Annotated in this window: 29 protein-coding genes, 1 tRNA gene and 1 pseudogene; 19 read left to right on the top strand and 12 right to left on the bottom strand. The window is 74.5% G+C overall.

Going from position 1 to position 24,366, the window contains the following annotated elements:
- Nucleotides 1–26: 26 nt before the first annotated feature.
- Nucleotides 27–1,085: an amidohydrolase family protein gene (locus ABD067_RS03595; RefSeq protein ID WP_343893788.1), complete on the bottom strand. Its 1,059-nt coding sequence runs from the start codon at nucleotides 1,083–1,085 to the stop codon at nucleotides 27–29.
- A 270-nt stretch (nucleotides 1,086–1,355) separates the two neighbouring features.
- On the opposite strand from ABD067_RS03595, the gene ABD067_RS03590 reads away from it, so the two are divergent.
- The 13 genes from ABD067_RS03590 (at nucleotide 1,356) to ABD067_RS03530 (ending at nucleotide 12,465) form a co-directional block, all read left to right on the top strand.
- Nucleotides 1,356–2,567, top strand: coding sequence for an acyl-CoA dehydrogenase family protein (locus ABD067_RS03590; protein ID WP_343893787.1), 1,212 nt, complete (start codon nucleotides 1,356–1,358; stop codon nucleotides 2,565–2,567).
- 27 nt (nucleotides 2,568–2,594) lie between these two features.
- Complete coding sequence (locus ABD067_RS03585; RefSeq protein ID WP_343893786.1) at nucleotides 2,595–2,999, top strand: VOC family protein; 405 nt, start codon at nucleotides 2,595–2,597, stop codon at nucleotides 2,997–2,999.
- Nucleotides 3,000–3,332: 333 nt separating this feature from the next.
- The gene (locus ABD067_RS03580) at nucleotides 3,333–4,208 is read left to right on the top strand and encodes a Bug family tripartite tricarboxylate transporter substrate binding protein (RefSeq protein WP_343893785.1); all 876 of its coding nucleotides are present in this window, start codon (nucleotides 3,333–3,335) and stop codon (nucleotides 4,206–4,208) included.
- A 116-nt stretch (nucleotides 4,209–4,324) separates the two neighbouring features.
- Complete coding sequence (locus tag ABD067_RS03575; RefSeq protein WP_343893784.1) at nucleotides 4,325–4,990, top strand: ATP-dependent Clp protease proteolytic subunit; 666 nt, start codon at nucleotides 4,325–4,327, stop codon at nucleotides 4,988–4,990.
- 278 nt (nucleotides 4,991–5,268) lie between these two features.
- Nucleotides 5,269–6,597, top strand: coding sequence for a tyrosine-type recombinase/integrase (locus ABD067_RS03570; RefSeq protein WP_343893783.1), 1,329 nt, complete (start codon nucleotides 5,269–5,271; stop codon nucleotides 6,595–6,597).
- Between the two features lie 23 nt (nucleotides 6,598–6,620).
- Entirely contained in the window at nucleotides 6,621–7,349 is a 729-nt protein-coding gene (locus ABD067_RS03565; RefSeq protein WP_343893782.1) for a hypothetical protein, read from the top strand.
- A gap of 47 nt (nucleotides 7,350–7,396) precedes the next feature.
- Nucleotides 7,397–7,672 (top strand): hypothetical protein, encoded by a 276-nt coding sequence (locus ABD067_RS03560; RefSeq protein ID WP_343893781.1) that lies wholly within the window; start codon nucleotides 7,397–7,399, stop codon nucleotides 7,670–7,672.
- Nucleotides 7,673–7,719: 47 nt separating this feature from the next.
- The gene (locus ABD067_RS03555; RefSeq protein WP_343893780.1) at nucleotides 7,720–8,757 is read left to right on the top strand and encodes a DUF7146 domain-containing protein; all 1,038 of its coding nucleotides are present in this window, start codon (nucleotides 7,720–7,722) and stop codon (nucleotides 8,755–8,757) included.
- Nucleotides 8,757–9,929 (top strand): AAA family ATPase, encoded by a 1,173-nt coding sequence (locus ABD067_RS03550; protein ID WP_343893778.1) that lies wholly within the window; start codon nucleotides 8,757–8,759, stop codon nucleotides 9,927–9,929. The genes ABD067_RS03555 and ABD067_RS03550 overlap by 1 nt, the downstream gene beginning before the upstream one ends.
- A 248-nt stretch (nucleotides 9,930–10,177) precedes the next feature.
- Nucleotides 10,178–10,945, top strand: a complete 768-nt coding sequence (locus ABD067_RS03545; protein ID WP_343893777.1) for a hypothetical protein — start codon at nucleotides 10,178–10,180, stop codon at nucleotides 10,943–10,945.
- A gap of 381 nt (nucleotides 10,946–11,326) precedes the next feature.
- Nucleotides 11,327–11,479 carry a hypothetical protein gene (locus tag ABD067_RS03540; protein WP_343893776.1) on the top strand — a complete coding sequence of 51 codons (153 nt, stop codon included), beginning with the start codon at nucleotides 11,327–11,329 and terminating at the stop codon, nucleotides 11,477–11,479.
- A 134-nt stretch (nucleotides 11,480–11,613) separates the two neighbouring features.
- On the top strand, nucleotides 11,614–11,850 hold the full coding sequence (locus ABD067_RS03535; RefSeq protein WP_343893775.1) for a DUF6894 family protein: 237 nt from the start codon (nucleotides 11,614–11,616) through the stop codon (nucleotides 11,848–11,850).
- Nucleotides 11,851–12,228: 378 nt separating this feature from the next.
- Nucleotides 12,229–12,465, top strand: coding sequence for a DUF6894 family protein (locus tag ABD067_RS03530; RefSeq protein ID WP_343893774.1), 237 nt, complete (start codon nucleotides 12,229–12,231; stop codon nucleotides 12,463–12,465).
- A gap of 504 nt (nucleotides 12,466–12,969) precedes the next feature.
- Here ABD067_RS03530 and ABD067_RS03525 read toward each other — a convergent pair.
- Nucleotides 12,970–13,218, bottom strand: coding sequence for a hypothetical protein (locus ABD067_RS03525; RefSeq protein ID WP_343893773.1), 249 nt, complete (start codon nucleotides 13,216–13,218; stop codon nucleotides 12,970–12,972).
- Nucleotides 13,219–13,347: 129 nt separating this feature from the next.
- The gene (locus ABD067_RS03520; protein ID WP_343893772.1) at nucleotides 13,348–13,815 is read right to left on the bottom strand and encodes a hypothetical protein; all 468 of its coding nucleotides are present in this window, start codon (nucleotides 13,813–13,815) and stop codon (nucleotides 13,348–13,350) included.
- Between the two features lie 137 nt (nucleotides 13,816–13,952).
- Between ABD067_RS03520 and ABD067_RS03515 the strand changes: the two genes are divergently transcribed.
- Complete coding sequence (locus ABD067_RS03515) at nucleotides 13,953–14,096, top strand: hypothetical protein (RefSeq protein WP_343893771.1); 144 nt, start codon at nucleotides 13,953–13,955, stop codon at nucleotides 14,094–14,096.
- 37 nt (nucleotides 14,097–14,133) lie between these two features.
- Here ABD067_RS03515 and ABD067_RS03510 read toward each other — a convergent pair whose 3' ends face one another.
- Nucleotides 14,134–14,382, bottom strand: a complete 249-nt coding sequence (locus ABD067_RS03510; protein ID WP_343893770.1) for a hypothetical protein — start codon at nucleotides 14,380–14,382, stop codon at nucleotides 14,134–14,136.
- A 280-nt stretch (nucleotides 14,383–14,662) separates the two neighbouring features.
- Between ABD067_RS03510 and ABD067_RS03505 the strand changes: the two genes are divergently transcribed.
- Nucleotides 14,663–14,812: a hypothetical protein gene (locus ABD067_RS03505; RefSeq protein WP_343893769.1), complete on the top strand. Its 150-nt coding sequence runs from the start codon at nucleotides 14,663–14,665 to the stop codon at nucleotides 14,810–14,812.
- A gap of 28 nt (nucleotides 14,813–14,840) precedes the next feature.
- Here ABD067_RS03505 and ABD067_RS03500 read toward each other — a convergent pair whose 3' ends face one another.
- From ABD067_RS03500 to ABD067_RS26330, 4 genes are all read right to left on the bottom strand, one after another.
- Complete coding sequence (locus tag ABD067_RS03500; protein WP_343893768.1) at nucleotides 14,841–15,086, bottom strand: hypothetical protein; 246 nt, start codon at nucleotides 15,084–15,086, stop codon at nucleotides 14,841–14,843.
- An 82-nt stretch (nucleotides 15,087–15,168) separates the two neighbouring features.
- A complete protein-coding gene (locus ABD067_RS03495; RefSeq protein WP_343893767.1) occupies nucleotides 15,169–15,615 on the bottom strand; it encodes a response regulator in 447 nt (148 codons plus the stop codon).
- A 98-nt stretch (nucleotides 15,616–15,713) separates the two neighbouring features.
- Complete coding sequence (locus tag ABD067_RS03490) at nucleotides 15,714–15,920, bottom strand: hypothetical protein (protein WP_343893766.1); 207 nt, start codon at nucleotides 15,918–15,920, stop codon at nucleotides 15,714–15,716.
- A 118-nt stretch (nucleotides 15,921–16,038) separates the two neighbouring features.
- On the bottom strand, nucleotides 16,039–16,566 hold the full coding sequence (locus tag ABD067_RS26330; RefSeq protein ID WP_408871511.1) for a transposase: 528 nt from the start codon (nucleotides 16,564–16,566) through the stop codon (nucleotides 16,039–16,041).
- Between the two features lie 664 nt (nucleotides 16,567–17,230).
- On the opposite strand from ABD067_RS26330, the gene ABD067_RS03485 reads away from it, so the two are divergent.
- Nucleotides 17,231–19,387, top strand: a complete 2,157-nt coding sequence (locus ABD067_RS03485) for a PAS domain-containing protein (protein ID WP_343893765.1) — start codon at nucleotides 17,231–17,233, stop codon at nucleotides 19,385–19,387.
- A gap of 248 nt (nucleotides 19,388–19,635) precedes the next feature.
- Here the strand turns inward: ABD067_RS03485 and ABD067_RS03480 are convergent.
- Nucleotides 19,636–20,435: pseudogene (locus ABD067_RS03480) on the bottom strand (IS5 family transposase).
- 177 nt (nucleotides 20,436–20,612) lie between these two features.
- On the opposite strand from ABD067_RS03480, the gene ABD067_RS03475 reads away from it, so the two are divergent.
- From ABD067_RS03475 to ABD067_RS03465, 3 genes are all read left to right on the top strand, one after another.
- A complete protein-coding gene (locus ABD067_RS03475) occupies nucleotides 20,613–22,043 on the top strand; it encodes a hypothetical protein (RefSeq protein WP_343893764.1) in 1,431 nt (476 codons plus the stop codon).
- A 30-nt stretch (nucleotides 22,044–22,073) separates the two neighbouring features.
- Nucleotides 22,074–22,412 (top strand): hypothetical protein, encoded by a 339-nt coding sequence (locus ABD067_RS03470; RefSeq protein ID WP_343893763.1) that lies wholly within the window; start codon nucleotides 22,074–22,076, stop codon nucleotides 22,410–22,412.
- A 107-nt stretch (nucleotides 22,413–22,519) separates the two neighbouring features.
- Complete coding sequence (locus ABD067_RS03465; RefSeq protein ID WP_343893762.1) at nucleotides 22,520–22,894, top strand: hypothetical protein; 375 nt, start codon at nucleotides 22,520–22,522, stop codon at nucleotides 22,892–22,894.
- Nucleotides 22,895–22,905: 11 nt separating this feature from the next.
- Here ABD067_RS03465 and ABD067_RS03460 read toward each other — a convergent pair.
- The 3 genes from ABD067_RS03460 to ABD067_RS03450 all read right to left on the bottom strand — a co-directional run bounded on the left by ABD067_RS03460 (nucleotide 22,906) and on the right by ABD067_RS03450 (nucleotide 24,366).
- Nucleotides 22,906–22,981 (bottom strand) — tRNA-Lys (locus ABD067_RS03460).
- A gap of 18 nt (nucleotides 22,982–22,999) precedes the next feature.
- A complete protein-coding gene (locus tag ABD067_RS03455) occupies nucleotides 23,000–24,067 on the bottom strand; it encodes a CobW family GTP-binding protein (protein WP_343893761.1) in 1,068 nt (355 codons plus the stop codon).
- Nucleotides 24,064–24,366, bottom strand: coding sequence for a hypothetical protein (locus tag ABD067_RS03450; RefSeq protein ID WP_343893760.1), 303 nt, complete (start codon nucleotides 24,364–24,366; stop codon nucleotides 24,064–24,066). The genes ABD067_RS03455 and ABD067_RS03450 overlap by 4 nt, the downstream gene beginning before the upstream one ends.

Here is a 24,366-nt window from a genome sequence, read left to right as displayed (position 1 = left end):
GCCGAGCCATGCCCGGAACTCGTCCCTCAAGCCCCGAGGTCGGGCGCGATGCCAGGGGGAAGCCGGTCGAGCCGGTAGGCGCGAACCGCCGTGCCGCTGAACAGCGCCGCCTTCTCCGTCGCGGACGCGCCGGCAGCGAGGCGCTTGAAGGCGTTCCACAGGACGGCGTAGCCGCACATGCCTTTGTCCACCGGGAAGTTGCTCTCGAACATGCACCGCGACGGGCCGAACGCCTCGACGCAGGTCTCGATGTAAGGCCGCCACGCCTCCGCGAGTTCCGCCGAGCCTGGGGGCCGGTCGCGGAGGTGGAAGTCGAAGCCGCCCGCCTGCATGGCGAGGCCGCCGAGCTTCACCAGCACGTTCGGGCAAGCGGCGAGCGCCAACATGCCGCGTTTCCATTCCGCGAACACCTCCGCCCTGCGGCCGGCGAAGGGGCCGACGCCGATCGGCCCGCCGACGTGGTCCACGACGACGGCCAGCTCCTGGACCGCCCGCGCGAGCCCGAGCACCTGCGCGAGTTGCGTGTGGTAGGCCCACACGTCGAGCGCCAGGCCGAACCCGGCGAGCCTCTTGGCGCCCTCGGCGAAGCCTGGATGGGCCAGCGGCCCCGGCGGCGGCATGGTCAGGTTGGAGCGGACCTCCGGCGAGGGATGCCAAGCGGTGCGGTTGCGGACCCCGCGGAACCGCTCCCCCGCGACCGCCATGTGCGCTTCGAGCAGGGGCTCGACGCGGTCGCCGAGGGTGAGGTCCGCCATCCCGACGATGCCGGCGCAGGCGCGGGTCGAGCCGTACCGGCCGCTCGCGCTCCGGGCCGCGGCGCCGTTGGCGAACTCGGTTTCGCCGAGCGACCGGCGTTCCTCGGGTCCGGCGGCGCGGTACATCGCCCCGCATTGCACGAACACCGTGGCGCGGACGTCGTGGCCGGAGCCGGTGTCGCGCAACAGGTCGTCCAGGAGGTACCGTTCTCCCGGCTGGTCCCACAGGTGGTGGTGCGGGTCCACGATGGGCAGGGCGGGTTCAAGGGCCTCTTCCCGCACCAAGCCGAGCCAGTCCTCGCGCACCGCGATGTGTCGGGACGCGGTCATCAAGGTGTCCGACGCCGCCATGCTCGGTTCGCTTCCCCTCTCCGCACCGTCCGGCCGTCCGCCGTCATCGTGCATCCGGCGGAGAACCGGAGCCGCCCGTCGCGGGCTCCGGCCACGGCCCCGCGCACCCGCATGATCGGCGCGGGCGGTCGTCGCGTCCACCGCGGGGCGGCGTGGTGACGGCGGACCCCGCGGGGCCGCCGGGCGGCCGCCTTGACGCTCGCGCGGGCGGAGGATGAAGCTCCGGCCGCCCAGGAAGGAGCGCCGAGGATGAGCGCCACAGTCGTCGAGGCGGCCGACTCCATCCGCCGCGGCGTCCGCCCGCCACCCGACGCCGCGTCCCGCGCCCGCGCGCTCGCCCCGCTTCTGGAAGCCGCCGCGCCGCGCATCGAAGCCAGGCGCCGCCTGCCGGAAGACGTGCTCGCCGCCCTCCACGCCGCGGGCCTGTTCCGCACGCTCCTGCCGCGCGCCTACGGCGGCGAGGAGCTGGACCCCGCCTCGCACGTCCTGATGCTGGAGGAGGTCGCCGCCGCCGACGCCAGCGCGGCTTGGTGCCTCGGCCAGGGCACCGGTTGCTCTATGGCCGCCGCCTACGTGGAGCCGGCGGTGGCGCGCGCCGTTTGGGGCGACGACCCGCGCGCCGTGCTCGCTTGGGGCATGGGCGGCGCCGTGGCGAAGGTGGTGGAGGGCGGATACCGCGTCTCCGGCCGTTGGCAGTTCGCCAGCGGCCACGGCCACGCCGCCTGGATGGGCGGCCACTGCCGCGTGCAGGAGCCCGATGGCACCATCCGCCTCGGCCCGGACGGCCAGCCGGTCGAGCGCACGATGCTGTTCCGCCACGACGCCGCCGCGTGGACGGCCGCCTGGGACGTGATCGGCCTGCGCGGCACCGGGAGCGACACCTACGCGGTCGAGGGCCTGTTCGTCCCCGAAGCCTGCAGCCTCCAGCGCGACACCGACGCCGAGCGGCGGGTGGACGCGCCTCTGTACCGCTTCAGCACCACCCACCTCTACGCGTCGGGCTTCGCCGGCGTGTCGCTCGGCATCGCGCGCGGGCTGCTGGACGCCTTCGTGGCGCTCGCCCGCGACAAGACCCCGCGCGCCTCCGCCGCCACGCTCCGCGACAGCGCCGCGGTGCAGCGCCAAACGGCGGAAGCGGTGGCGACGCTGCGGTCCGCCCGCGCCTTCCTGCTGGAAACGCTGCGCGGGTGCTGGGACCACGCGCGGAGCGGCGGCCGCCTGACGCTGGACCACCGCGCGGCCATCCGCCTCGCCGCCACCAGCGCCATCCACCGCGCGCGCGAGGTCGGCGATTGGGCCTACACGGAAGCCGGCGCAACCGCGATCTTCGAGTCGCAGCCCTTCGAGCGCCGCTTCCGCGACCTGCACGCCGCCGGGCAGCAGGTGCAGGGCAGGGCGTCGCACCTCGAGGAGGTGGGCCGGCACCTGCTCGGCCTCCCGCCCAATCCGCGCTTCCTGTAGCCGACCGGAGGAGGGGAGGACGACGCCATGCCGCTGCACGGACTGCACCACTACACGCTCCGGCCGGTGGACCTGGAGGAAACCAAGGACTGGTACGTGGAGCTGCTCGGGCTCGAAGTCGGCCACCGCCCGCCGCTGCCCTTTCCCGGGTACTGGCTCTACACGGGCGGCCAGCCCACCGTGCACCTGATCGGCCCGCGCGAAACGGAACGCGACCTGCCGCCGCGCGCCGCAGGGCAGACGGGCTTGCTGGACCACGTCGCCTTCTCCTGCACCGGGCTGCGGGCGATGAAGGCCAAGCTGGCCGAGCGCGGGGTCGAGTACGCCGAACGCGTGGTGCCGCGCGACGGGCAGATCCAGCTTTTCCTGAAAGACCCGAACGGCGTCTCGGTGGAGCTGAATTTCCCGGACTCAGAGGCGCGGGCGGCCTGAACCACGCGCCGGCGGCGGCGGCGGGCAGGCAGAAGCTGCGGCCGGTCAAGCCGCACCTGCCGCGGATCTTCGATGAGCAGGCCCGGAACGCCGTCGAAACGCGCCACGCGGCCCGACCGCTTCGTGGCTCGTACCTGGCTGGTCGCCGGCGAGGGAAAATCCTGACCGGCGCCGCCGCGCCGTCGTAAGCTCCGCGGCAACAACGGGAGGAAAAGGGTCATGAACCGCTGAACGGTCCTCGGAGCTGGGGCGGCGCTGCTGCCGTTCGCGCCGCGTCCAAGCCTCGCCCAAGCGCCCGCCACCGCGGCGCCCTGGCCGTCGCGCCCGTTGCGGATGGTCATTCCCTGGCCGCCGGGACAGTCCACCGACCACCAAGGCCGCCTGATCGCGCAGTGGCTGTCCGAGCGCCTCGGGCAGACCGTGGTGCCGGAGAACCGGCCCGGCGCCGGCGGGCAGATCGGCACCAACGCCGTCGCCAAGGCGGCGCCCGACGGGTACACGCTGCTCGCCGCCTCCATCGGGCCGATCAGCTTCGGGCCGCTGGTGACCCGGACGCCCTACGACGTCGAGCGCGAGCTGATGCCGGTGGCGAGCTACGGAATCGCGCCCTTCATGCTGCTGGTGCGGCCCGACTTCCCGGCCGCCGACCTGCCCGCCTTCCTCGCCCTGCTGCGCGCCAACCCCGGCAAGTACAGCCACAACTCGTCCGGCGTCGGCGGCGCGCAGCACCTGCTGACCGCGCTGTTCAACGCCAAGGCCGGGATCGAGGCGCTGCACGTGCCGTTCCAGGGCAGCGGCCCGGCCCTCGCGGCCCTGCTCGGCGGGCAGGTGAATTACGGCATCGACACGCCGGCGGCGGCGCTGCGGCTGGTGCAGGACGGCCAGCTCCGGGCGCTGGGCCTCACCACCGCGAGGCCCTCCCCGCTGGTGCCCGGCGTCCCGCCCATCGCCGCCGCCGGCGGGCCGCCGGACTACGACATCGGCGGCTGGAACGGCCTGATGGTGCCGATGGGCACGCCCCGGCCGATCGTCGACCGCTTGGTGGTCGAGGTGAAGCGCGGCTTGGCGACACCCGCGTTGCGCCGGCACTTCGAGCCGCTCGGCGTGGAGGTGGACCCGCGCGGCCCGGACGAGTTCATGGCGCTGCTGCGCGAGCTGTGGGGGACGTTCGGCGGCCTCATCAACCGCCTCGGCATCCGTGCGGAATGAGCGGGGGAACACGGCGGATTCCTGCCGAAGCCCGTGGAAGATCGGCGCCGCCGTGCTACCTGTCGGTTCAGGCGCGCGGCCTGGAGCCGCGCGACGCGACACGCGAGGAGAACGACATGATCGATCGGCACCGGGCCGCGGCCCCGCGGCTGGACGACGACGACGATCCCGAGGTGCCGGAGCCGACCGGTCCCGAGCCGCGGGAGCCCTCGGACAACCAGACCCTCTCCTCGCCGATCAACGAGCTGGAGCACCGGCTGTTCGGCCAGCGCAAGGTCCTGGTGTTCGGCGCCATCACCGACAAGCTCGCGCGCGACGTGACGGGGCGGCTGCTGGCGCTGGCCGGCGCTTCCGACAAGCCGATCGACGTCTTCGTCAACTCGCCCGGCGGCCACGTCGAGAGCGGCGACACCATCCACGACATGATCCGCTTCGTGGACGCCGTCGCACCCGTGCGCGTCATCGGCACGGGCTGGGTGGCGAGCGCCGGCGCGCTGATCTTCCTCGCCGGCGCGAAGGACCGCCGCCTCTGCCTGCCCAACACCCGCTTCCTGCTGCACCAGCCGATGGGCGGCGTGCGCGGCCCGGCGACCGACATCGACATCGAGGCCCGCGAGATCATCAAGATGCGCGAACGCATCAACCGCATCATAGCGCGGGAAACCGGCCAGCCCTATGAGCGCGTGGAGCGCGACACCGACCGCAACTACTGGATGGGCACGGAGGAAGCGATCGCCTACGGCATGGTGGGCCGGGTGGTGTCCAGCATGCAGGATCTGTGAGACGGAGCGGCGCGGGGGCGTGTGGCTCCCGCGCTCCTCTCGGGCGTTGGTGGGCGCACTAGGGCTCGAACCTAGGACCCGCTGATTAAGAGGCACCGGGACCTTGCTCCCGCCCATTTCCGCCGACCCCCGCTGCCTTCCGCGCTCGCCTCAGAAACCACTTCGAATCAAGCTTTTTGGGGCCCCACTGACCTACGCTGCTTTCCGCTTGCCTCCGCACGCTCCGTCCGGTCAGGAAACCCCCCGCTGATTGGGGTCCGGTCAGAGAGGGCGGCGCGGTGCGGGTTTTACGCGAAGGGCCGGCGAGGATCACCAAGGCGACGGTGGACGCGGCATGGCGCCGGCGCCGGCCGGGGGAGCGACTGCTGATCGGCGACGCCGGGTGCCGCGGCTTGGCGCTGGTGGTGAACCCCACCGGCATGGCTTGGCGCTTCGACTACAAGGCGCGCGGGACGGACCCGCGCACCGGCAAGCGGTTCCCGACGCGCAGCGTCACCATCGGCAACCCGGAGACGCACTCGCCCGACGCGGCGCGGAACGCGGCCGGGCGGATCAAGGGCGAGGCGAAGGCGGGCGCCGACCCCGCCGCCGTCAAGCGGGCCGCCATCGCTGGAGCCGCGAAGCGCCGCGCGCTCACGATGGACCGGCTGGTCGAGGACTGCGCCACCGCCCTCCCGTCGCGGCCGAAGCTGCGCGGCACCGGCACCGTCTCCGCCGCCCACGCCGCCGATGAGGTCGCGCACGTCAAGGCGGCGGTGGCGGCGATGAAGGCGGGCGACCGCCCGGTGGCCGAGATCGGCGTCGCCGAGCTCCGCGCCGCGCTCGCCGCGTTCGCCCCGATGCCGGCGACGGCGCGCCACCGCTTCGGCGCCCTTTCCCGCTTCTTCGACTGGTGCCAGGACGAAGGGCACGTCGCGCTGAACCCGTGCGCGCTGGTGGCCAAGGCGCGGCGCCCGCGGGCGGTGGCCGCCCGACAGCACCACCTCGCCCCGGCCGAGCTGGCGCGGCTTTGGCACGCGGCCGGCGAGGCTGACGGGTTGGCGCCCGTCCACCGCGACCTGATCCGCTTCCTCCTGGCTGTGCCGTGCCGGCGGGGCGAGGCGGCAGCGATGGACTGGGCGCACGTCGCCCTTGGCGCCGGAGTGTGGACGCAGCCCGGGGCGTTAACGAAAAACGGCGATCTGCACCGGGTGCAGCTGCCTCCGCTCGCCCTAGGCATCCTGCGCGAGCGGCACGCGGCGACGGGCGCGCCGGGGGCGGGGCTGGTGTTCCCGGCCCCGAAGTCGCGGAAGCCAGTGGACACGTTCAGCGACATGAAGGCGGCGCTGTGCGACGCCGCGTTCGGTGGGTGGCGCTGGCACGACTTCCGCCGCTCCTTCGCCACCGCGCTCGGCGAAGGGGGCGTGGCGGAGCCGGTGGTGGACGCCGTGCTGAACCACCGGCAGGCCGCGACCCGGGGCGGCGTGCTGGGCGTGTACCAGCGCGCGCAGCGGTGGCCCGAGCAGGTGAGGGCGATGGAGGTGTGGGGCGCGATCCTCGCCGCGGCCATCGAGGGGCGGGCGGAGGACGCGCGGGTGGCGCGCCTGCCCGTGACAACGACGACATGAATCCATTCCGAGGCAAGCCGCTCATGGAAGCGGTGCGTCTGCTTTTGGCGGAGCTGGCCCGCATTCAGGCAGCTCCGGAAAAGGACCAGCGGACGGCCGCAACGGATATGGTCGTCCACCTCGGGCTGTTCGTCGATGCCCTTGAAAGTAGAAGGGAGGGGACGTTGAAGGTGTGCAGCCTCTCCGGTCCCTTGCGCAATCTCGCCACGGCGCTTCGCGCGCTGGATGAGGGCGACGTCCACCCGATGCTGTTGCCGGACGCGGGCAAGCGCCGCTTGCGAATGGATGGCGGAGAGGACGCGACGCAAGGACGCCGGCCGAAGCTGCCCCTCTACAAGCTGTTGGCGCGGGCGGATGGCGCGGCAGCCATGCAGATAGCCATGGATTGCGGGGCGAAGCGGACGGCCGCCGCCGCCGCCGCCGTCGCAAAGGCCATCACCGGTTCCGAAGTGCTTGTCGGGGTTAAGAGGAAGCCCGCGGTCGCGGTGGAACGGTGGCGCGACCAAATCCTGGAGCTGAACGAGGAGCGCACCTTTGGGGAGATTGCGCCCGGCGAACCCGCCGAGCGCTGGGCCGCCGGGGCCTTCAATGAACAGGTGTCGCTGACGAGAGCCCTGGCTGCCACCAGTGGCGTCCCGCCCAAAGAGGTGGCGGACCGCATCATCCGAGGCTTGCGGGACCGCAACTCACCCGCAGGCCAGGGCGGGAATTCTGGATTGGCACGGGCGAAGTCGGGACGGCCCATGTCCTAGTCCTCCGGCGGCCGCGGCGCCCCGCCGCGCGCCGCCGAGGAGGACCCATGCAGACCGCCGTTCCCACTGCCGCCCCCGGCTTGCCGGACCTCTCGACCCTGCCGGTAAACGTGGACCGCCGGATGGGCGCCGAGTTGGTGACGCGCTACTTCTTCCCGGTCTCGCACCGCACCCTGGAGCGCTGGCCGCTGGCGGGGCGCGTGGTGAACGGCCGGCTCGTGTTCCCCACCGCCGACCTGTTCGCGCACGCCCGCGCGCTCGTGGATGCCGCGCCGTCGATCCACGGCGGCAAGCGCGCCGCCGGCCTCGCCTCCGCCGCTTGAACACGCACGAAGCGGCCGTTGGTGGCGGAAGCGGCGGGGATGCCGTGTTGACCTTCCCCGAGCTGATCCGGCGGAGCCGGGACAACCCGGCGCTGCTTTCTTCCTGGGAAGCGGGCTTCCTCGCCGACATGGATGGTCTGGCCCGACACGGCCGGCAGCCGACCGGAGCGCAACGCGCCGCGCTGGAGCGCATAGCGCGTCGCATCGCGCCCGCCGACCTCGCCCGCGATCTGGCGCGCCGCATCGAAAGCCTGGCCCGCGAGCTGATCTGCGCGGCACCAACTTCGCGGCGCGCCGGCGAGGTCCGGTTCCGCTCGCGCGGTTCACTCGCGGTGCGCGTCGGGGGTCGGGAGCGCGGGCAGTGGTACGACCACGAAGCCGGCAAGGGCGGCGACGCGCTGGGCTGGCTGGGTCGCGGGCCGGTGGGCGCGGAGCCGCCCGCACCGGCGCCCTCCCGAGGCTGCGGCGACACGTTCCAACGATGGAACCGCGAGATGGCGCTCGGGCTGTGGCGCGAGGCCGTCCCACTGCTCGGATCGTTGGCGGAAGCCTACCTGCGGTCGCGCGGCTTGTCCCTGCCGCACGGCGCGCCGCTCCGCTTCCATCCCGCTTGCCGGCGCGGGCCCGAACGGCTGCCCGCCATGGTCGCTCTGATGACCGGGCCCACGACGGGCGAGCCGTGCGGCGTCCACCGCACCTTTCTCGCGCTGGACGGCACTGGCAAGGCGCCGCCCGGTCCAAGCGGCGAGGGCGCGAAGATGATGCTGGGCGCCGCCGGCGTGGTCCGCCTCACGCCTGACGAGGATGTGACGCTCGGCCTGGGCTTGTGCGAGGGCATCGAAACCGGCTTGGCGCTGCTGCAACGCTTCGGGCACGCGCCGGTATGGGCCGCCGCCGCGGCCGGCGCGGTGGCCCGCTTCCCGCTGCTGCACGGCATCGAGGCGCTGACGGTCTTCGCCGACGCCGACGCGCCCGGTTTGGCTTCGGCCCGCGCCTGCAAGGCGCGCTGGGCGGAGGCGGGCCGCGAGGTCCGCGTGGTCTGGCCGGGGCAGGCGGGCCGCGACTTCGCGGACCGGGCCGCCTGATGGACGGTTTCGGCGCCAGCCCGGAAGAGCTGTTGCACCGTGCAGGGGTTCGGCAGGAGCGGTCCGCGCCGCCGCCCCCGCGGCCGGGCACGCCGTGCGGCCGATTGCGGCTCCTGAACCTGTCGGATTGCGCGGCGACCAAGCGTTGGGGCTACATCGTCAAGGGAGTGTTCGCGCCTGGCGACCTCATAGTCCTCTTCGGTCCACCCGGCACCGGCAAGTCCGCGCTGGCGCCCTACATCGCGCACGCCGTGGCGGCGGGCCGGCGCGTGTTCGGCAGGCGTGTGCGGCGCGGCCCCGTGCTCTACATCGCGGCCGAGGACGGCGCGGGGATGCGGATGCGCGCGGTCGCGCTCCGCGGCGTGCACGGCGACGCGCCCGGCCTCTGGATCGTCGCGGAGCCGGTGGACCTGTCCGCCGGCGCGCCAGGCGACCCGCCTGACCTGGAGGAGATACGGGCCGCGGCGCGGCGCGTCGGCGCCGTGCTGGTCATCGTGGACACGCTGGCGATGGCGTTCCCCGGCCTGCGCGAGAACGAGGCGGAGGACATGGGCCGGGCGGTCCGCGTCCTGCGCGAGCTGGGCCGGCCGGAGCGCGACGATCAACCATGGATCGCGGTGATGGCAGTGCACCACGGGACCAAGGAGGGCGGGCGCGGTCCGCGCGGGCATTCCGTCCTGAACGGCGCGGCCGACGTGACGCTGGAGATCGTGCCCCCGCCGGCAGCGTGCGAGCCGCGGCTGGTGGTGTTCGGCAAGAATCGCAACGGGCCGGCGGACGCGACGCTCGCCTTCACCGTTAGGGGCGAACGGATCGGCACGGACGAGGACGGCGAAGCGGAAACCGCGCCGATCGCGGAGGAGGCCGCGCACGAGGCCCCGACCGGGCCCGCTCAGCCGCCGATGGCGAAACGCGCGCTGCGGATGCTGGCGGACCTGATCGCCCGCGAAGGCAAACCGCTGCCGGTCGGGGCCGGCTTCCCGGCCGGTCTGTCCGGCATCCCCGAGGGTCGCTGGTGGGGCGAGTGCCACACCCGCCGGCTGTCCGCCGCAACCAAGGAAGCGGAGCGGGAGCGGGCCATCCGCAGGGAGATCCAGCGCCTCTACACCGCGGGGGCGGCGGCTGTGCGCGACGGCTTGGTGTGGGTCTGCCATCCGGAGCGCGACGCATGATGCTTGGTCCTGCAACGAACACCTGCTCGGACCAGCGCGGACCAAGCAGGACCGGCGCGGATCGGGCCGGACCAACGGTTCCGGTCACATCACGGACCAAACGGACTAGGACCTATAAGGTCCGGTCCGTTGGTCCGGACCGCGATCCGTCCCGCTCGCGCCCGGATAACGGCGATTGGAGCGAGGAACGAATGGGGCGAAAGATGGCTGGTGATGACGCGCGGGCGTGTTGCGCGGACGCCTCCTCCATGGCGGATGCAGGCAGCAACCGGGCGGACGTGCCGCACGATCCGGACCTGCCACACATGGCCGGCAAGCGCGCGCGGGAGAGCGGCGGGATGCTTTCGCGCGAACTGAAGGCCAACGCGGCCACGCGGCGCCACCGCGCCCGCCGGATGCGCGAGCGGGGCGACGGCCTCGGCGCCGCGCGCGAGGAGCACGACGCTGCCTACCTCGACCGCCACGCAGACCGCTTCCGCGACCCGCTGGAGGCCGTCGACGGGCCGCTGGCCGTCGGCAACGGCGGCGAGGTCGTGGCGGAGCGCCCCTGTTCCGACCCGTTCCAGGAATTGGTGCGGCAGCCGCCCGACCTTCTGGCGGCGGAGGCGACGGAGCACCGCTTCAACCTGACGGCCGGCATCTCGAACGCGGCGCTGACGCTCGCCCTGGACACCTCCGAGAGCATCGGCGCCGGCGACGCGCTGGAGCGCAACCTCGCGCACCAGATGGCGGGAGCCCACACGGTCGCCATGGTGATGCTCGCCAAGGCGCACAGCTTCGCGGTGTCGGCGGCGACCTGGGCACCCGAAGGCCGGCAGCAGATGCAGAGCGTCGAGGCGGCGCGGATGGCCGTGGCGGCGGCGCGGCTGCTGGACGTGTCGCAACGCGCCGCGTTGACCCTGGAGCGGCTCCGGAACGGCGGGCGGCAGGTGGTTACGGTGCAGCATGTCTCCGTCGGGGAGGGCGGCCGGGCGGTGGTGGCGGGCACGGTGGGCCGGGGGGTGGGACGGAAATGAGCGACCCTATGCCGTTGCCCGCCGGGCGAAAACCGGGCGCCCGCACGCCGGAGGGGCTGGAGCGGTGCCGCAAGGCGACGTGGAAGCACGGCCGGCGCAGCGCCGAGGCCATCGCCGCGCAACGGCTGCGCGGGCAGGGGCGGCGGATAGTGGCGGGCCTTGAGGCCCTGATGCGGGAGGTGGGCGCAATGGCAAGCGCCGCACGTCGCTGAACCGGGACCGCCGCACAAGGCTTTTTGCTTAGTGGCTCCGACACAACGGGGGCGGTTCGTTGGACGCCGACGGGCGCGGCCTGTGCCGGCACCACGGCCGACATGGGCCGCATGGTGCTGCACGTTCTGCTCCGGGTCGCTGACGGTCGCCGCGGTCGCGGAGCGCGTGATGGCGCCGCGCGGGTTGGGCGCGGCCAGCGAAGCGGTGCTGGCAGCGATCGAGGGGAGCGCCAGGCGGGCGCTGCGGCACCAGCGCACGTTGGGCACGGTCAGGAACCCGCGGAAGGAAGGCAGGCTGGCGCTGTGGGAGTTGGCGGGGTGATCGGCGCCTGCATGAAGCCGCATGTGTTGCATCCGACGGCGCCGCGTGCCCGTAATCCCTCGGTGGGGGCGGCGCGCGGGCCGGAACCCGCCGGTCCGCCCGCCGCACCGCCCGGCGAGCGGAGTGGACGTGCCATGCCGCGTTTCTTCTTCCACATGCGAGACGAAGACTGGCTGGTCGAGGACGCTGAGGGCAGCGAACTGCCCGATTTGGAAGCCGCGCGGGCCAAGGCCGCGGACGTAGCCCGCGACTACCTCGCCGCGCGCCTCAGGGCGGGCCAGGCGCTGGATTTCGGGCGGGTCGAAATCTGGGACGACGCCGGGCGGATGCTGGAAGCGGTGCCGTTCCCGGACGCCCCGGACCCGCGCTGAGCCGCCGCCCGCGACCGGGGTGGAGCCGTTGGGCGAGGCGGGAAAGTCCGTGCTGCGGGAGTTGGCAGGCGGGTGGCGGCGCCGGCCGCTACGGACGGGCGGCGACGCCGGCGATGGCGAAGCCGAGGGCGAACCCCAGGGCTAGCCCGATCAGCAGCAGCGTGGCGGCGGCGCGGAACGTCATGGCGGCACCGTGCCACGCGGCGCGGGTATACCCGGTAAACGGCGCGGAAGATGCGCGGGCCGTGATCGCCGTCAGGAACCCGCGGAAGGAGGGCAGGCTGGCGCTGTGGGAGCTTGCGGAATGACCGTGGCAATCGCGGCGCCGCGACCGGGATCGGACCGACGCGCCCGCCGGCCCCTGCCAACGTCCGGACCATGCCAACCTTTTACTTCCACGTCCGCGACGGCGACCGGTTGATCGAAGACCCGGAAGGGGTGGACCTGCCGGACCTCGACGCGGCGCGCGCCGAGGCCGCCACCGCCGCCCGCCAAATCCGCGCCGACGCGCTCAAGACTGACCGGGCGGTGGCCGGCCGGAGATTCGAGATCACGGACCAAGCCGGCCGGGTGTTGGCGACCGTAGCCATCAAGGATGTGCTGGATTCGCACTGAACCGGGAGGGCGCTGCGGCCCGGCGGCTGGCTACAGCGCCGCGCGGAAGGCCCACGCGATCGCGGCCCACAGCGCCGCGCTAACCGAGGCCGCTAGAGGCAACGAGAGCCCGAACGGGAGGGCCCGCGTCTCGGCGCGGGTGCCAATCCGTGCCCTTGTCCGTTCGGGAAACGCCTGCATCGCCCGTCTCCTTCCACCCACGTGGGGAAACGCGTGAATGCCCGGAGGTTTCTGAGGGAGATGGCGTGGGGCGGGCGCTGCGGCACCAGCGGACGCTCGGGACGGTCGGGAAGCCGCGGAAGGAAGGGCGCTTGGCGCTTTGGGGGCTGGTGGGGTGAACCGCGCGGAGGCGGCGCGACGACTACGTACTCGCCTTGAGGGCCGTGGACCAATCGGCTTTCGCCGGGTCGTTGGACCTCACTCGCCTTCACGGGCTGCTGGCAGAGCTGTTGCAGCAGCAACTCGCCCTACCAAACGCGTCGCCTTCCCCGTGAACGGCCGCCGCTAAGAGGCCAGCGGCGCCCACCCCGGCAGCAGCTCCACGAGCTGCCCCGGTGCCGCCGGCACCGCCCGCTCCGCCACCGGGGCGCCGCCGCCTTCCGGCGGGTGCGTCACCGCGCCCACGGCGAACTCCTCGGTGGCGGCCAGGGCCTCCTTGACGACCGGGACCTCGTAAACCGGCCCGCAGTCGTCCGGGACGTCCGCGTGTCCGATCAGGCGCCGGCCGCCGTCGTCATCGGTGTAGACCTTCATCCCGCATCTCCGCGAAGGCACGGCACACGGTATGCGGGTTCCGACCCCCAGAAAATACCCGTTTGGGCTGCATGAGGGCCGCGTCTGCACCATCGCCGATCAAACCGGCGCGCCGGGCGCCGGCCCCGCTCAGCAGCCGAGGCCGCGGGCCAGGACCGCCATGCCTTGGCGGCGGCGGCGCTCCCGCGCCCCCGCCGCCTCCGGCCCGCCCGGCGCGGCCCCGAACTTCTCTTCGTGCAGCAGGTCCGCCATGGCGGCGCGCATGGCGGACAGGTCGCGCGAGGCGGCCACCGCGCGCAGGTGGTCCAGGTAGGGGAGGCCGGCGTCGAAGCGCGACAGGCGCACCACGCCCTCCAGCACCGGTTCGGGGAAGCCGGCCCGCAGCAGGTCCCGCTCGGTCGCGGCGGTGGCTTCCAGCACGTCGCGCAGCAGCGCCACCTGCCGGTCGGCGTGGATCACCTGGATGCCGGGCAGCACCTGCGGCAGCAGGGCCATCACCTCCAGCGCCCGCACCCAGCGCGGCTTGCCGTCCACGGCGGCGCCGGCGTGGGCCGAGCGGACGAAGGCGACGGTGTCGCGGATGGAGGGCGTCGGCATGCGACCAAGGTCCGGCTGAGATCGTTCCATTTAGCAGACGAAAAGCGCAAATTGGAACTGTCATGTGAGAGCCGCCCGCCTAGCCGGTGTCACCGGCGATGCGGCACACTGGGCGGAAAGCGAGGCGGAGAGGCGGTATGGCGGACCGGCGGGAAGGCGATGCGGCCCGCGGCGGCCGGGCGGCGGTGCTGGCGGTGGCGGCGCTGCACTGGGCGGCCGTGGCCTCCTTGGCGGGCGCGTTCGTCGGTGCCGGCATCGCCCTGTGGTCCGGCTTGGAATGAATCAAGCGCCTCCCTCGTGCTCGCCGGCGCCGGGCGCTCAGGACGCGAGCGGCTGCCACCCCGTCATCAAGTCAACGAGTTGCCCCGGCGCTGCCAGCACGGCCCGCTCCACCACCGGGGCGCCGCCGCCTTCCGGCAGGTGCGTGACGGCGCCGACCGTAAACGCTTCCGCGATGGTGGACGCGGCGCCGAACAGCGGCGCCTCGAACACCGGGCCGCACCCCTCCGGCACGTCCGCCCGCCCGATCAACCGCCGCTCGCCGCCTTCGTCCACATAGACCTTCATCGCGCCGCGCTCTCAACCATGCGGCTGAATACCATGCGCCGGCCCTCACCTGGACGCGATTTTGTTCCCCATATGTTCTAAGACACGCTCCGCCCCCGTCACCAATTGCGGGAGTGCGCCACCGTGCCGGACGACCTGCCCTTCGTGCCCGACGCCACCCTGGACCTCGTTGACGCGGCTTGGTGGTTGGAACTGCGCTGCGGCTGCGGGCGCTCCGCGACCATCCCGCACAAGCTGCTGGCGAAGCGCCACGGGGCGCGGGCCCGGGTGCCCCGGCTGTTTGGAGCGGTTCCGCTGCGAGGGGTGCCAGGGCCGCCCGGTGCTGGCGCAGTGGGTGGACGGCGCCGCGGGCGGGCCGCCGAGCTACCCGCCGGTGAAGCGCGTGCCCCTGGCGCTGGCGTGGCAGAAGGGGCCGCGGGCCATCAACTAGGCCCGGTGCCGGCCGGTCCGCCGCGTCCTCAGGGTTCGGGATTGGCTGCCCGGCCCTTGAAGCCGGTGTCGGTCCGGCGCCGCTGCAAGGCGACGCCGGCGTTCAGCCACCGCGCGTAAGCCTCGGCCCTTTCCCGCGCCCCCGGCCCCAGGAAGACGGCGACCTGCCCGGCGAACCCGCCGGTGCCGCGCACGATGTACGCGCCTTCGGCGTCGCCCCGCTCCACCACCTCGAACATGGCCCCGCGCCCCGCCATCCGTGCATCGTCATGCATTCTGCAACCTCGGCGGGTGTCCGCAACCCCGGCGTGCGCTCGGGCGTGATGAGACGGTTTCGGCCGCCCGCGGCCCGCCCGCTCAGGCGAAAGCGGCCAGCAGGTCCGAACGCCTGCGGCGCGGCATCGCCGGGCGCGTCGTGGGGGTCGCCATCACCGCCGCCACGCCGGCCGCCAGCTCATCGCAATCGAAGGGCTTACAAAGGCGCAGCGTCGGCCCGCCGAGCCCCCGCAGGTCGGCTTGCGGCGCGTCCGGGAGGTAGCCGGTGACCACGACGACCGGCAGGGCCGGGCGCCGGGCGCGCAAGCGGCGGACCACGTCGCGGCCGTCCAGCCCGTCCGCGAGCCGCAGGTCCACCACCGCCGCCGCGGGGTCCGCCGGACCGGAGCGGCCGTCCGGGGCGCAGACCGGGCCGTAGCCGGCCTCCGCCAAGGCGTCCTCCACCAGCATGGCCACCAGGGCTTCGTCCTCCACCACCAGCACGGTCGGGGGCGGCGGCGCGGCGGAAGGGGCGGCGGTCGGGGTCATGTTCGGGGTTCCGCGCGGGCTTGGGGGGAAGCGGCGCCCGCAAAAAGAATACAACACCGAAACGTTACCTTGGGCAATCGAAATACGGCGTCCGCGTCTCAGCGGGCGTGACCGGCCCCGCCCTTGAAGCCAGGGTCGGTCCGGCGGCGCTGGAAGGCGCCCCCGGCGTTCATCCACCGCGCGTAGGCTTCCGCCCTGCTCCGGGCGTCGGGTCCGGCGAAGGTCGCGGATTGCCCAGCGAAGCCGCCGGTGCCGCGCACCACCAACACGTCCGGTGCACACCCGTCGTCAACAACCTCGAACATGGTGCCCGCTCCCCCGTCCGCCCCTCTCATGATCCAGGAAAGCGAGCGGGGCCGGCGACGGTTTCCCGTAACCGTCAAACTTGCGCCGCTCGCCGCCAGTGCCGGGGATCGGCGGCCATCAACCGGGGCCGGCACCGGCCTGCGGCGCGCCCGGCCGGGCCGCCCCGACGGCGCCTGCGGACGGCGCGGGCGCCCCCTTGCGTCGGACGGCGGCGCGAACACGGTTCCGGGCCGGCGCGGCGGGCGCTTCGACGCGGGCGGGCGCGCGGTAGCCGACGTCCGCGTACTCGCCGGGAGTGTAGGACGGGGAGCAGCCCACCGGGCCGCCCAGGACCAAGGCGCAGGCGAGAAGGACGTTCCGCATCGAGGGGCGCTCCCAAACGCCCCTTCGTAGCACATCCATTACCATTCCGTGTCGTGCACGGGCTGCCTTTCCCGCGAGGGCGGGCGGCGGGAACCGGGAGTGCAACGCGTCCCAAGCGGTGGCTCCGTCGGCGTGGATCGTTGTTCCGGTCGCCACCCGCCCCCCGATGGTGGGCTCCGCCTCGGCCTCCGTACGGAACACGAAGGGCAGCGTCCGGACGTCGCGCTCGCGCACAACCGCCACCATGGCGCTCGCCGGATGGGATCGCCGTGAGGCGCGGATCCCGGCGACCTATCCATCGGTCCTCCAAGCCGGCACCGGCTCGGTCGCCTTGAACAAGCCCGCCCCGCGGCCCCGTGAGGTACAGGCCGCGTCCCGCCCGATTACTCAACCAGCGCGATGCGACACCCCGGACCGAGCCGCTGGGCGGTGCTGGCGTCACCGCCCTCCAATGGTCGGCGGTGGCCTCCCTGGTGGTCGCGGCGATCGGGGCGGCCTTCGCCCTGTGGGTCGGCGGCCATTAGGACGGGTTCGGCGAGCGGTCAGGCGTTCGGCTCGCGTCGGGGTGCCGACGGCGGCGGCCGACGCACCGGCGGTCGTGGCGAAGCGCGGCCCGTCGGATCCACGACAGGACCGTGTGGAACAGGCTGGTCCATCCGCCGGCCGCTGCGAGCCACCCGCACATCGAAAACCAAGGCGACCTTCTAAACCATCAGTAGACAACACATGCTCTTTCATACTACGCAACATTCGTCCTGAGCGACGTTCCGCGCCGACGCCGGCCGCGGGTCCTACCGGCCCGGCCCCCGCGGCGGCGCCCGGCGCGGCGGCACATGCGGGGAGAGGCCAAAGTTTGTCGGTCAGCACTTCGGGCCTCTCCTCCGCAACGCCGACCCCGGTGCCTCACGCCGCGACCAGGCCGGCCCGCCCCGCCGGACGGATGGGCATGCGGACGATGCTGGCCCTCGCCACGGGCCTCCTGTCTTTCGCCGCGGTCGTGGCCGCGGGCCTCCTCGCCAGCCGCGCCGCCACCGAGCGGCTGCACCAAGGCGCCGCCGCCGAGCTGGCCCAGGCCGCCCGCCACGTCGCCGACACGCTCGACCGCGGCATGTTCGAGCGCTGGCGCGACGTGCAGGTCGCCGCCGCGCACCCGGTGCTGCGCAATCCCGCCGCCTCGCCGGAGGCGAAGCGGGAGGTACTGCGCCTCCTGCAACGGACCTATCCCGACTACGCCATCACCTTCCTCATCGGCGCGGACGGCCGCATCGAAGTGACCAGCGAAGGCATCCTGGAAGGGGTGGACGTCTCCCGCCGCGACTACTTCTCCGGCGGCCGTGCCGGCCCCTACGCCGGCGACGTGCACGAAGCGGTCCTGATGGCGAAGCACCTCGGCCCCCGCCCGAACGGAGAGCCGCCGCGTTTCGTCGACCTCGCCGCCCCGGTGGCGGGCTTGGACGGCCGGCCGGCCGGCGTCCTGGCCGCGCACCTGTTCTGGGATTGGGCGGAGGGCGTGGAACGCGGCGTGCTGGAACCTATGCGCGTCCGGCGTCCGGGGGCGGAGGCGCTGGTGCTGGCGCGGGACGGCACCGTGCTCCTCGGGCCGGCGGCGCTCCGCGGCAAGGGCCTCGCGGACCTGGCCTCCGCGCGCGCGGCGGGCGCGGGCGAGACCGGGGCGCGGTTGGAAAGCTGGCCGGCCGCGGCCGGCGGCGCCGCTGAGGCGTTCGTGGTCGGGCACGCCCCGACCCGCGGCCACAGGGGTTATCCCGGCCTCGGATGGACGGTGCTGGTGCGCCAGGACAGCGCCGCGGCGTTCGCCGCGGCCGGGGCGCTGGAGCGCGAGATCTTCCACTGGGCCGGCGCTGTCGCCTTGTTCGCCGCCGGGATCGGCTGGCTGCTCGCCCACGCCGCGACGCGGCCGGTCCGGGCGCTCACCGCCATCGCCGAGCGGATGGCGCGGGAGCCCGGGGCCGCGGCGGACGCGGAAAGGGCGGCGGCGCGGCTCGGCCGAGGGTGCCTCTGCCACGAGGGCGCGGCGCTCGGCGCTGCCATGGCGTGCCTGATCGGCAGCCACCGCCGCGCCGCCGCCGCGCTCGCGGCCGAGGAGGCCCGGCTGCGCGAGGGCGAGGAGCGCCTGCGCGCCGTGGTGGACGCCACGCCCGACTGCGTGAAGCTCGTCGGGGCCGACGGGGCCCTGCTCCGGATGAACCCGGCCGGGCTGCGCCTGCTGGGCGCCGCCCCGGAAGAGGTGGTGGGCCGCCCGGTGCCCGACCTGGTCGCGCCGGAGCACCGGGCGCTGTGGGCGGCCAACCACGCCCGCGTCTGCGCCGGCGAGAGCCTGGTGTGGGAGTTCGACATCGTCGCGCCGGACGGGCGGCGGCGCAGCATGGAGACGCACGCGGTGCCGCTCAGGCCGCCCGGGGGCGGCCCGCTCGCGCACCTCGGCGTCACCCGCGACGTGACGGAGCGCAAGGCGGCCGCGGAGCGCCAGGCCCTGCTGGTGCGCGAGCTGGACCACCGCGCCAAGAACGCCTTGGCGGTGGTGCAGGCGGCGCTGCGGCTCACCCCGAAGGACGACCCGCACGCCTACGCCCGCGCCGTCGAGGGCCGGGTCGCGGCGCTGGCGCGCGCGCACACGCTGCTGGCCCGGGCGCGGTGGGCGGGGGCCGACCTGCGCGCGGTGGCCCAGGGCGAGCTGGCGCCCTTCCTGGGCGCCGCGGCGGACGCGCCGGGCGCTGGGCCGAGGGCCGAGCTGGACGGGCCGGCGCTGGACCTGAAGCCGGGGGCGGCGCAGGCGCTGTCCATGGCGCTGCACGAGCTGGCCACCAACGCCACCAAGCACGGCGCGCTGTCGGTGCCGGGCGGGCGGGTGTCGCTCTCGTGGAGGGTCAACGCGGCCTCGGGCGAGCTGCGGCTGCGCTGGGCGGAGCGCGGCGGGCCGCCGGTGGAAGCGCCGCCGGCGCGCCAGGGTTTCGGCTCGCGCGTGCTGGAGGCCACCGTGCGCGGCCAGCTGCGCGGGCGCGTGTCGCGCGCCTGGGAACCCGCGGGCCTGGTCTGCGACGTCGAGGTGCCGCTGGCGCAAGCGGTCCCGCCGCTGGCGGCGTGAGGCTTGCCCGGAACCGTCGCCGGGCCGCCGCCGCTCGCGCCCGAGGCCACTCGCGCGCGAGGGCGGACGGCGGTGTTGGCGTGAGGCGGTGATGGTGGAGCGGATGCGACGTTTCCGGGATCGCCCGCCCGACGGCGGACGCTGGGGACTGGCCCCTTTCTCGACGCGGCGGCGCGGCGCTCGGGTGTCCGGGGCGGTCGGTGTGTGTTTGGCGCTCGCGTCGGCGACGCCACCGCTAGGCCGCGTTTTCAAAGCCACAGCTTGATGGCGGCGAGCTGGACGAAGGCGAGATAGCTGGCCGCCAGCTTGTCGTACCGGGTCGCGATCCGGCGGTACTCCTTCAACCTCCCGACCAGGCGCTCGACTACGTTCCTCTCGCGGTAGAGGTCCCAGTCCACGAGCCTCGGCCTCTTTTCAGTCCTGAACTGCGGGATGACGGCGGCGATGCCGCGCCGGCGGAGGAAGTCGCGGGTGGGCCCGCCGGTGTAGCCGCGGTCGCCCACGACGGTGCGCGGCCGCAGCCTGGGACGCCCCCGACCGGCGCGCGGAACGGCGCCCTTGGCCATCAGTTCCGGCAGCGTCGCGCGCTCGTTCCGCTCGCCTGGCGTCAGTGCGAAGGCCATGGGCCGGCCGCGCCGCTCGCAGCGCAGGTGCAGCTTGCCGCCGAAGCCCCCGCGCGAGCGCCCCAGCGCCTGAAGGTGTTGCCCCCTTTTGCACCGGCGGCGTGGCGGTGGGCGCGCACGCTCGTCGCGTCCACCATGTGCACGTCCCAATCGATGCCGCCCCGCGCGTCCGCGATCCGGCGCAGCGCGGACAGGATGCGGTCCCATAGGCCCGCCCTGGTCCAGCGGTAGAAGCGCGTGGCGATGCCGCGCCACGGGCCGAAGCGTTCGGGCAGGTCGCGCCAAGGCGCCCCCGTCTTCGCCAGCCAGAGCAAGGCGTCGAGGACCGGGCGGTGGTCCTTCGGAGGCCGGCCCGTGCGCGGTTTCGGCAGGAGCGGCTCCAGGCGGGCCCATTCGTGGTCGGGAAGTTCGTGACGCCCGTGCATGGCGCTGTTCCGTAATCCATTCGGAGCGATCCCGGTGGCGGACGCGCTGGAGTTCTGCATCGACCGCCCGTGAGCGGCCGGCCGGCACGCTTCCGGTCGGCTGCCCCTTTCCCGAGAGCGGTGTAAGCTTGGCGGCGGCCGAACCGCACGCACGGCCCCTTGCGCGGAGGATGCCCAATGCCCGCCCGTCTTCGGTGCGCCGCCGCGGCGCTCCTCCTGCTCCCCGCCGCGGCCGCCGCGCAGCAAGCCGCCGGCACGGTGGCCGCCGTCTCCGGCCGGGACGCACTGGCGGTCCACGACCTCGCCACCGGGGCGGAGCTGGCCCGCTTCCCGGTGCCCGTTGCCTCCAGCGACGTCCAGGTCACGCGCGAGGGCGTCGCCGCCCTGGCCCACACCGCCGCCGGGCAGGTCGTGCTGGTGGACCTCGCCGCCCGCCCGCCGCGCGAGCTGGCGCGCGTCCCGTCTTCGTCGCTCGGCGCCACCCGCCCGGTGCACGTCTACCTCCCGCCCGAGGCCGGCGGCCGGCGCCTGCTGGTCGTGCTCAACGACGGCGAGGACGCCCGCACCCCGCCCGGCGAGGACCCGGCCGACAGCTCGATGTTGTTCGTGGACGCCACGCCGGGCTCGCCGACCTACCTCCGGCCCTTGGGCGAGGTCCGCCTCGGGCGGGGGCACCACAAGGCCGGCTTCTCCCCCCGGCGCGCCCGCGCGGTGGTGTCCAACATCGGCGACTGCGCCCGCGTCCTGACGGTGGTGGACTACTCGGAGCCCTCGGAGCCGCGCGCGGTGCGCCACTTCTCCGCCGCCGAGTTCGGCTTCGACGGCTCCGTGCCGGATCGGACCTGCGACCCGACCGGGCGCGCCGGCGTCTCCCTCGCCCCGCATGGCGTCGGCGCCTCGGCCGCGACCGGGGCGGTGTTCCACTTCCTGACCGGCACCGGCCAGGTCGCGGCGGTGGACGCGGACGCCGAGCCGCCCGCGCTCCGCTGGGTGCGGACTTCCGGGCTCGGGGGCAACGCGGCCAAGGACCTGCCGGGCGGGGCGTTCGTCGCCGTGCCGCAGCGCGCCCCGCGCGAGTGGGGCCTGCGCGCGAGCGGGACGCCTTGCCAAGTCGGGCAGCTCGCCGTGGTCGAGGCGGCCGGCCCCGCCCTCGCGGCGGAGGTGCCGATCCTCTACGACGGGCCGGGCTGCGCCCGCGCCCTCGCCGACGGGCCGGAGCGCTTCGCCTCGCCGACCTACCCCATCGCCTCGCCGGACGGGCGGACGCTGTTCCTCCAGCTCGGCACGCTTCCCGCGCCGCGCGGCACGGCGGCCGAGAGCCGGCGGCTTGCGGTGTTCGACCTGTCCGACCCGCGCCGGCCGGCGCAGCTGCCCTCGGTCGAGGTGGGCCGGGGAAACGCCGGGCGCGACCACGCGATGACCGGCGACGGCCGCCTCCTGCTGGTGCCGAACGCGCTGGACGACACGGTCAGCGTCGTGGGCGTGGCCGAGCGGCGCGTCGTCGCCACCTTCCCGACCATTGGCGGCCCGTACCGCCTCGGCACCTTCGGGCCGGAAGGCCCGTCCAAGCCGACGGGACCCGCCACGCCCGCGCCGGGCACCCGCTGAGGCCGCAGCAAACGAGAGGAGGACGCCTCCATGCGCCGAAGTTTGATCCTCGCCGGCCTGGGCGCCGCGCTGGCGGCCGTCGGCCCCGCCGGGGCGTGCGACCCCGAGGCGCTGAACATGCACCTCACCGGGGTCTGCGAGGCGGCGCTCGCCCCCGCCGAAGCGGCGCTGGAGCAGGCGCTGCCGCACGCGACGGCGGCCGAGCGCGCGCTGATCGAGCGCCATCGGGCGGACGCGCGGGGGGCCTGCGCGACTGGGGATCCGCAGGCGGGCGCCCGCACGGCCGCGCAGCTGGCCCGCATCGCAGGGCGCATCGAGGGACGCGTGGGGCTCGACGGGCCTGTCCTGGCCGCCGCGCCCGCGCGTTAAGCGCACGGAAGCCGACGACGGCACCTTCCGTCTGGTTTTCCCACTCGGAGGCGCAGCGGGTTTGAAAACAGCGCCTAGCTGAGGCGCAGGCGCCGCGCCTGACGGTCATGGGCGCGGGCGCCGGCGTGGCCTGCGCCGAATGGGTGGCGGTCGGGCGCTCCGTTCCGGAGTTGGAGCAATGGGCGTTCGGCTTCGCCGGCGCCATCGCCGCGGCGGCGCAGATGCGGCAGGACGGCGACCCGCTGGCGAACATGGACGCCGCCGCGATCCACGCTTGGCTCGGCGACCACTGCCGGCGGCCGGAGGAGGCGCTGAGCACCGCCCTGGTCCGCATGGTGTTCGCGCGCTCCGGTGGGGCCCCGCCAGGCGGGTTGTGTCGCTTGTGTCCGGTGGGAAGAGCCCGAGCAGGCCGTCTGAGGTCAGGCAGGCGGCGGTGGACCCGCGCGATCCGCGTTGAAAAGCAGTTTCATGAGGAAAATTGAGGGTTTTGTGCTGGTGGGCGCACTAGGGCTCGAACCTAGGACCCGCTGATTAAGAGTCAGCTGCTCTACCAACTGAGCTATGCGCCCGCGTGCCGGGGCGAGCCGCTACGCCGCGCCCCGACGGCGCCCTAGATAACGCCCCGGCGTCGAATGTCCAGACCCCCCGGCGCGAACGCCCGATTCCTCGGCCACTTCGGCCTCCACCGCCGCGAGCAGGCGCGCGGGGAAGTGCCGCGGGATGCCTTGTCCGATCAGCACGAGGCGGCTCCGTCGGTTGCCCTCGGCGGGCCAGCGGTCCAGCCAGCGCGGCGGGTGCGCCACGTGCCCGATGGCGTGGACCGCGAGCGGGCGCTCCGGCGCTTCCGCCAGCCGGACGATCCCCTTCAGCCGCAGGAGCCGGCGGCCGGCGTGCTCCACCAAGCCCTCCATCCACAAAGCCAAGGCCGCGGCGGGGATCGGCGCGTCGCGCTCGATGGCGATGGCGGCGAGGCCGGGGCTGTGCCGCGGCGCCGCGCTCCCCCCGACCGCGTCGAGCCACGCCGCGAGCGCGTCCGGGTCCGCCCAGCCGCCGTGCGCCGCGCCGGGCGCCAGCAGCCAGTCCGGCGGCACGGAGCCGTGCCCGACGGCGAGGATCGGCGCCGCCGGGTTCAGCGACCGCAGGCGCGCCTCCAGCGCGGCGGTGTCCGGCGCCAGGTCCGTCTTGGTCAGCACCAGCCGGTCGGCCAGCATCGCCTGCCGCCGCGCTTCCGGGTGCCGGTCCAGCGCCGCCCCGCCGTGCACCGCGTCCACCAGCGCCGCGACCGTGAGCAGGCTGTGCGTTTCCGCCAGCGCCGCGTCGGCCATCAGCGCGTGCAGGATGGGCGCCGGGTCGGCGAGGCCGGAGGTCTCCACCACCACGCGCGCGTAGCGCGGCACCGCTCCCGCTTCGCGGCGGCGCCACAGGTCCAGCAGGGTTTCCGCCAGGTCGCCACGCGCCGCGCAGCAGAGGCAGCCGGTGGACAGGCTCACCAGCGTGTCCTCGCTCGCCGCCACCAGTGCGTGGTCCAGCGCCACCTCGCCGAACTCGTTCACCACCACCGCCGTGTCGGCCCAGGCCGGCTCGTGCAAAAGGCGGCCGAGCAGGGTGGTCTTGCCGGCGCCGAGGAAGCCGGTCAGGACCAGGACCGGAATCATCCCCCGGCGTCCGGCGCCGCGACGCGCAGCCGCCGCGGCGCCTCCGCCGCCTCGCCGCCGCCGATCGCGTTTCGCAGCGTCCGCAACAAGCCGAGCACGGAGGTGCAGGGCCGCCGGTGCCCGGGCCGCTCCAGCCACCAGCGGATGGGGCGCTCGTCCGGCGGAGCGGGCACGACGCGGAGCCGCGTCCCGTCCGGCGCGGCGAGGACCACCCCGTCCCCGTCCACCGCCACCCCGGCCGCCACGCTCCAGAGCGCCAAGGCGTCGAGCACCAGCGCCCGCAGCTCCGGCGGCGTCAT

The organism is Craurococcus roseus, from assembly GCF_039523795.1.
GTDB lineage: Bacteria > Pseudomonadota > Alphaproteobacteria > Acetobacterales > Acetobacteraceae > Craurococcus > Craurococcus roseus.
Note: the sequence above shows the minus strand (reverse complement) of the source record. Positions and strands in the feature narration are given on the sequence as shown.

Excerpts from the sequence above, each read along its gene's own strand:
- ABD067_RS03595 (WP_343893788.1), bottom strand. The coding sequence starts at position 1,085 with ATGACCGCGTCCCGACACATCGCGGTGCGCGAGGACTGGCTCGGCTTG.
- ABD067_RS03590 (WP_343893787.1), top strand. The coding sequence starts at position 1,356 with ATGAGCGCCACAGTCGTCGAGGCGGCCGACTCCATCCGCCGCGGCGTC.
- ABD067_RS03585 (WP_343893786.1), top strand. The coding sequence starts at position 2,595 with ATGCCGCTGCACGGACTGCACCACTACACGCTCCGGCCGGTGGACCTG.
- ABD067_RS03580 (WP_343893785.1), top strand. The coding sequence starts at position 3,333 with ATGGTCATTCCCTGGCCGCCGGGACAGTCCACCGACCACCAAGGCCGC.
- ABD067_RS03575 (WP_343893784.1), top strand. The coding sequence starts at position 4,325 with ATGATCGATCGGCACCGGGCCGCGGCCCCGCGGCTGGACGACGACGAC.
- ABD067_RS03565 (WP_343893782.1), top strand. The coding sequence starts at position 6,621 with ATGGAAGCGGTGCGTCTGCTTTTGGCGGAGCTGGCCCGCATTCAGGCA.
- ABD067_RS03560 (WP_343893781.1), top strand. The coding sequence starts at position 7,397 with ATGCAGACCGCCGTTCCCACTGCCGCCCCCGGCTTGCCGGACCTCTCG.
- ABD067_RS03550 (WP_343893778.1), top strand. The coding sequence starts at position 8,757 with ATGGACGGTTTCGGCGCCAGCCCGGAAGAGCTGTTGCACCGTGCAGGG.
- ABD067_RS03545 (WP_343893777.1), top strand. The coding sequence starts at position 10,178 with ATGGCGGATGCAGGCAGCAACCGGGCGGACGTGCCGCACGATCCGGAC.
- ABD067_RS03540 (WP_343893776.1), top strand. The coding sequence starts at position 11,327 with ATGGCGCCGCGCGGGTTGGGCGCGGCCAGCGAAGCGGTGCTGGCAGCG.
- ABD067_RS03535 (WP_343893775.1), top strand. The coding sequence starts at position 11,614 with ATGCCGCGTTTCTTCTTCCACATGCGAGACGAAGACTGGCTGGTCGAG.
- ABD067_RS03530 (WP_343893774.1), top strand. The coding sequence starts at position 12,229 with ATGCCAACCTTTTACTTCCACGTCCGCGACGGCGACCGGTTGATCGAA.
- ABD067_RS03525 (WP_343893773.1), bottom strand. The coding sequence starts at position 13,218 with ATGAAGGTCTACACCGATGACGACGGCGGCCGGCGCCTGATCGGACAC.
- ABD067_RS03520 (WP_343893772.1), bottom strand. The coding sequence starts at position 13,815 with ATGCCGACGCCCTCCATCCGCGACACCGTCGCCTTCGTCCGCTCGGCC.
- ABD067_RS03515 (WP_343893771.1), top strand. The coding sequence starts at position 13,953 with ATGGCGGACCGGCGGGAAGGCGATGCGGCCCGCGGCGGCCGGGCGGCG.
- ABD067_RS03510 (WP_343893770.1), bottom strand. The coding sequence starts at position 14,382 with ATGAAGGTCTATGTGGACGAAGGCGGCGAGCGGCGGTTGATCGGGCGG.
- ABD067_RS03500 (WP_343893768.1), bottom strand. The coding sequence starts at position 15,086 with ATGCATGACGATGCACGGATGGCGGGGCGCGGGGCCATGTTCGAGGTG.
- ABD067_RS03495 (WP_343893767.1), bottom strand. The coding sequence starts at position 15,615 with ATGACCCCGACCGCCGCCCCTTCCGCCGCGCCGCCGCCCCCGACCGTG.
- ABD067_RS03490 (WP_343893766.1), bottom strand. The coding sequence starts at position 15,920 with ATGTTCGAGGTTGTTGACGACGGGTGTGCACCGGACGTGTTGGTGGTG.
- ABD067_RS03485 (WP_343893765.1), top strand. The coding sequence starts at position 17,231 with ATGCGGACGATGCTGGCCCTCGCCACGGGCCTCCTGTCTTTCGCCGCG.
- ABD067_RS03475 (WP_343893764.1), top strand. The coding sequence starts at position 20,613 with ATGCCCGCCCGTCTTCGGTGCGCCGCCGCGGCGCTCCTCCTGCTCCCC.
- ABD067_RS03470 (WP_343893763.1), top strand. The coding sequence starts at position 22,074 with ATGCGCCGAAGTTTGATCCTCGCCGGCCTGGGCGCCGCGCTGGCGGCC.
- ABD067_RS03465 (WP_343893762.1), top strand. The coding sequence starts at position 22,520 with ATGGGCGCGGGCGCCGGCGTGGCCTGCGCCGAATGGGTGGCGGTCGGG.
- ABD067_RS03455 (WP_343893761.1), bottom strand. The coding sequence starts at position 24,067 with ATGATTCCGGTCCTGGTCCTGACCGGCTTCCTCGGCGCCGGCAAGACC.
- ABD067_RS03450 (WP_343893760.1), bottom strand. The coding sequence starts at position 24,366 with ATGACGCCGCCGGAGCTGCGGGCGCTGGTGCTCGACGCCTTGGCGCTC.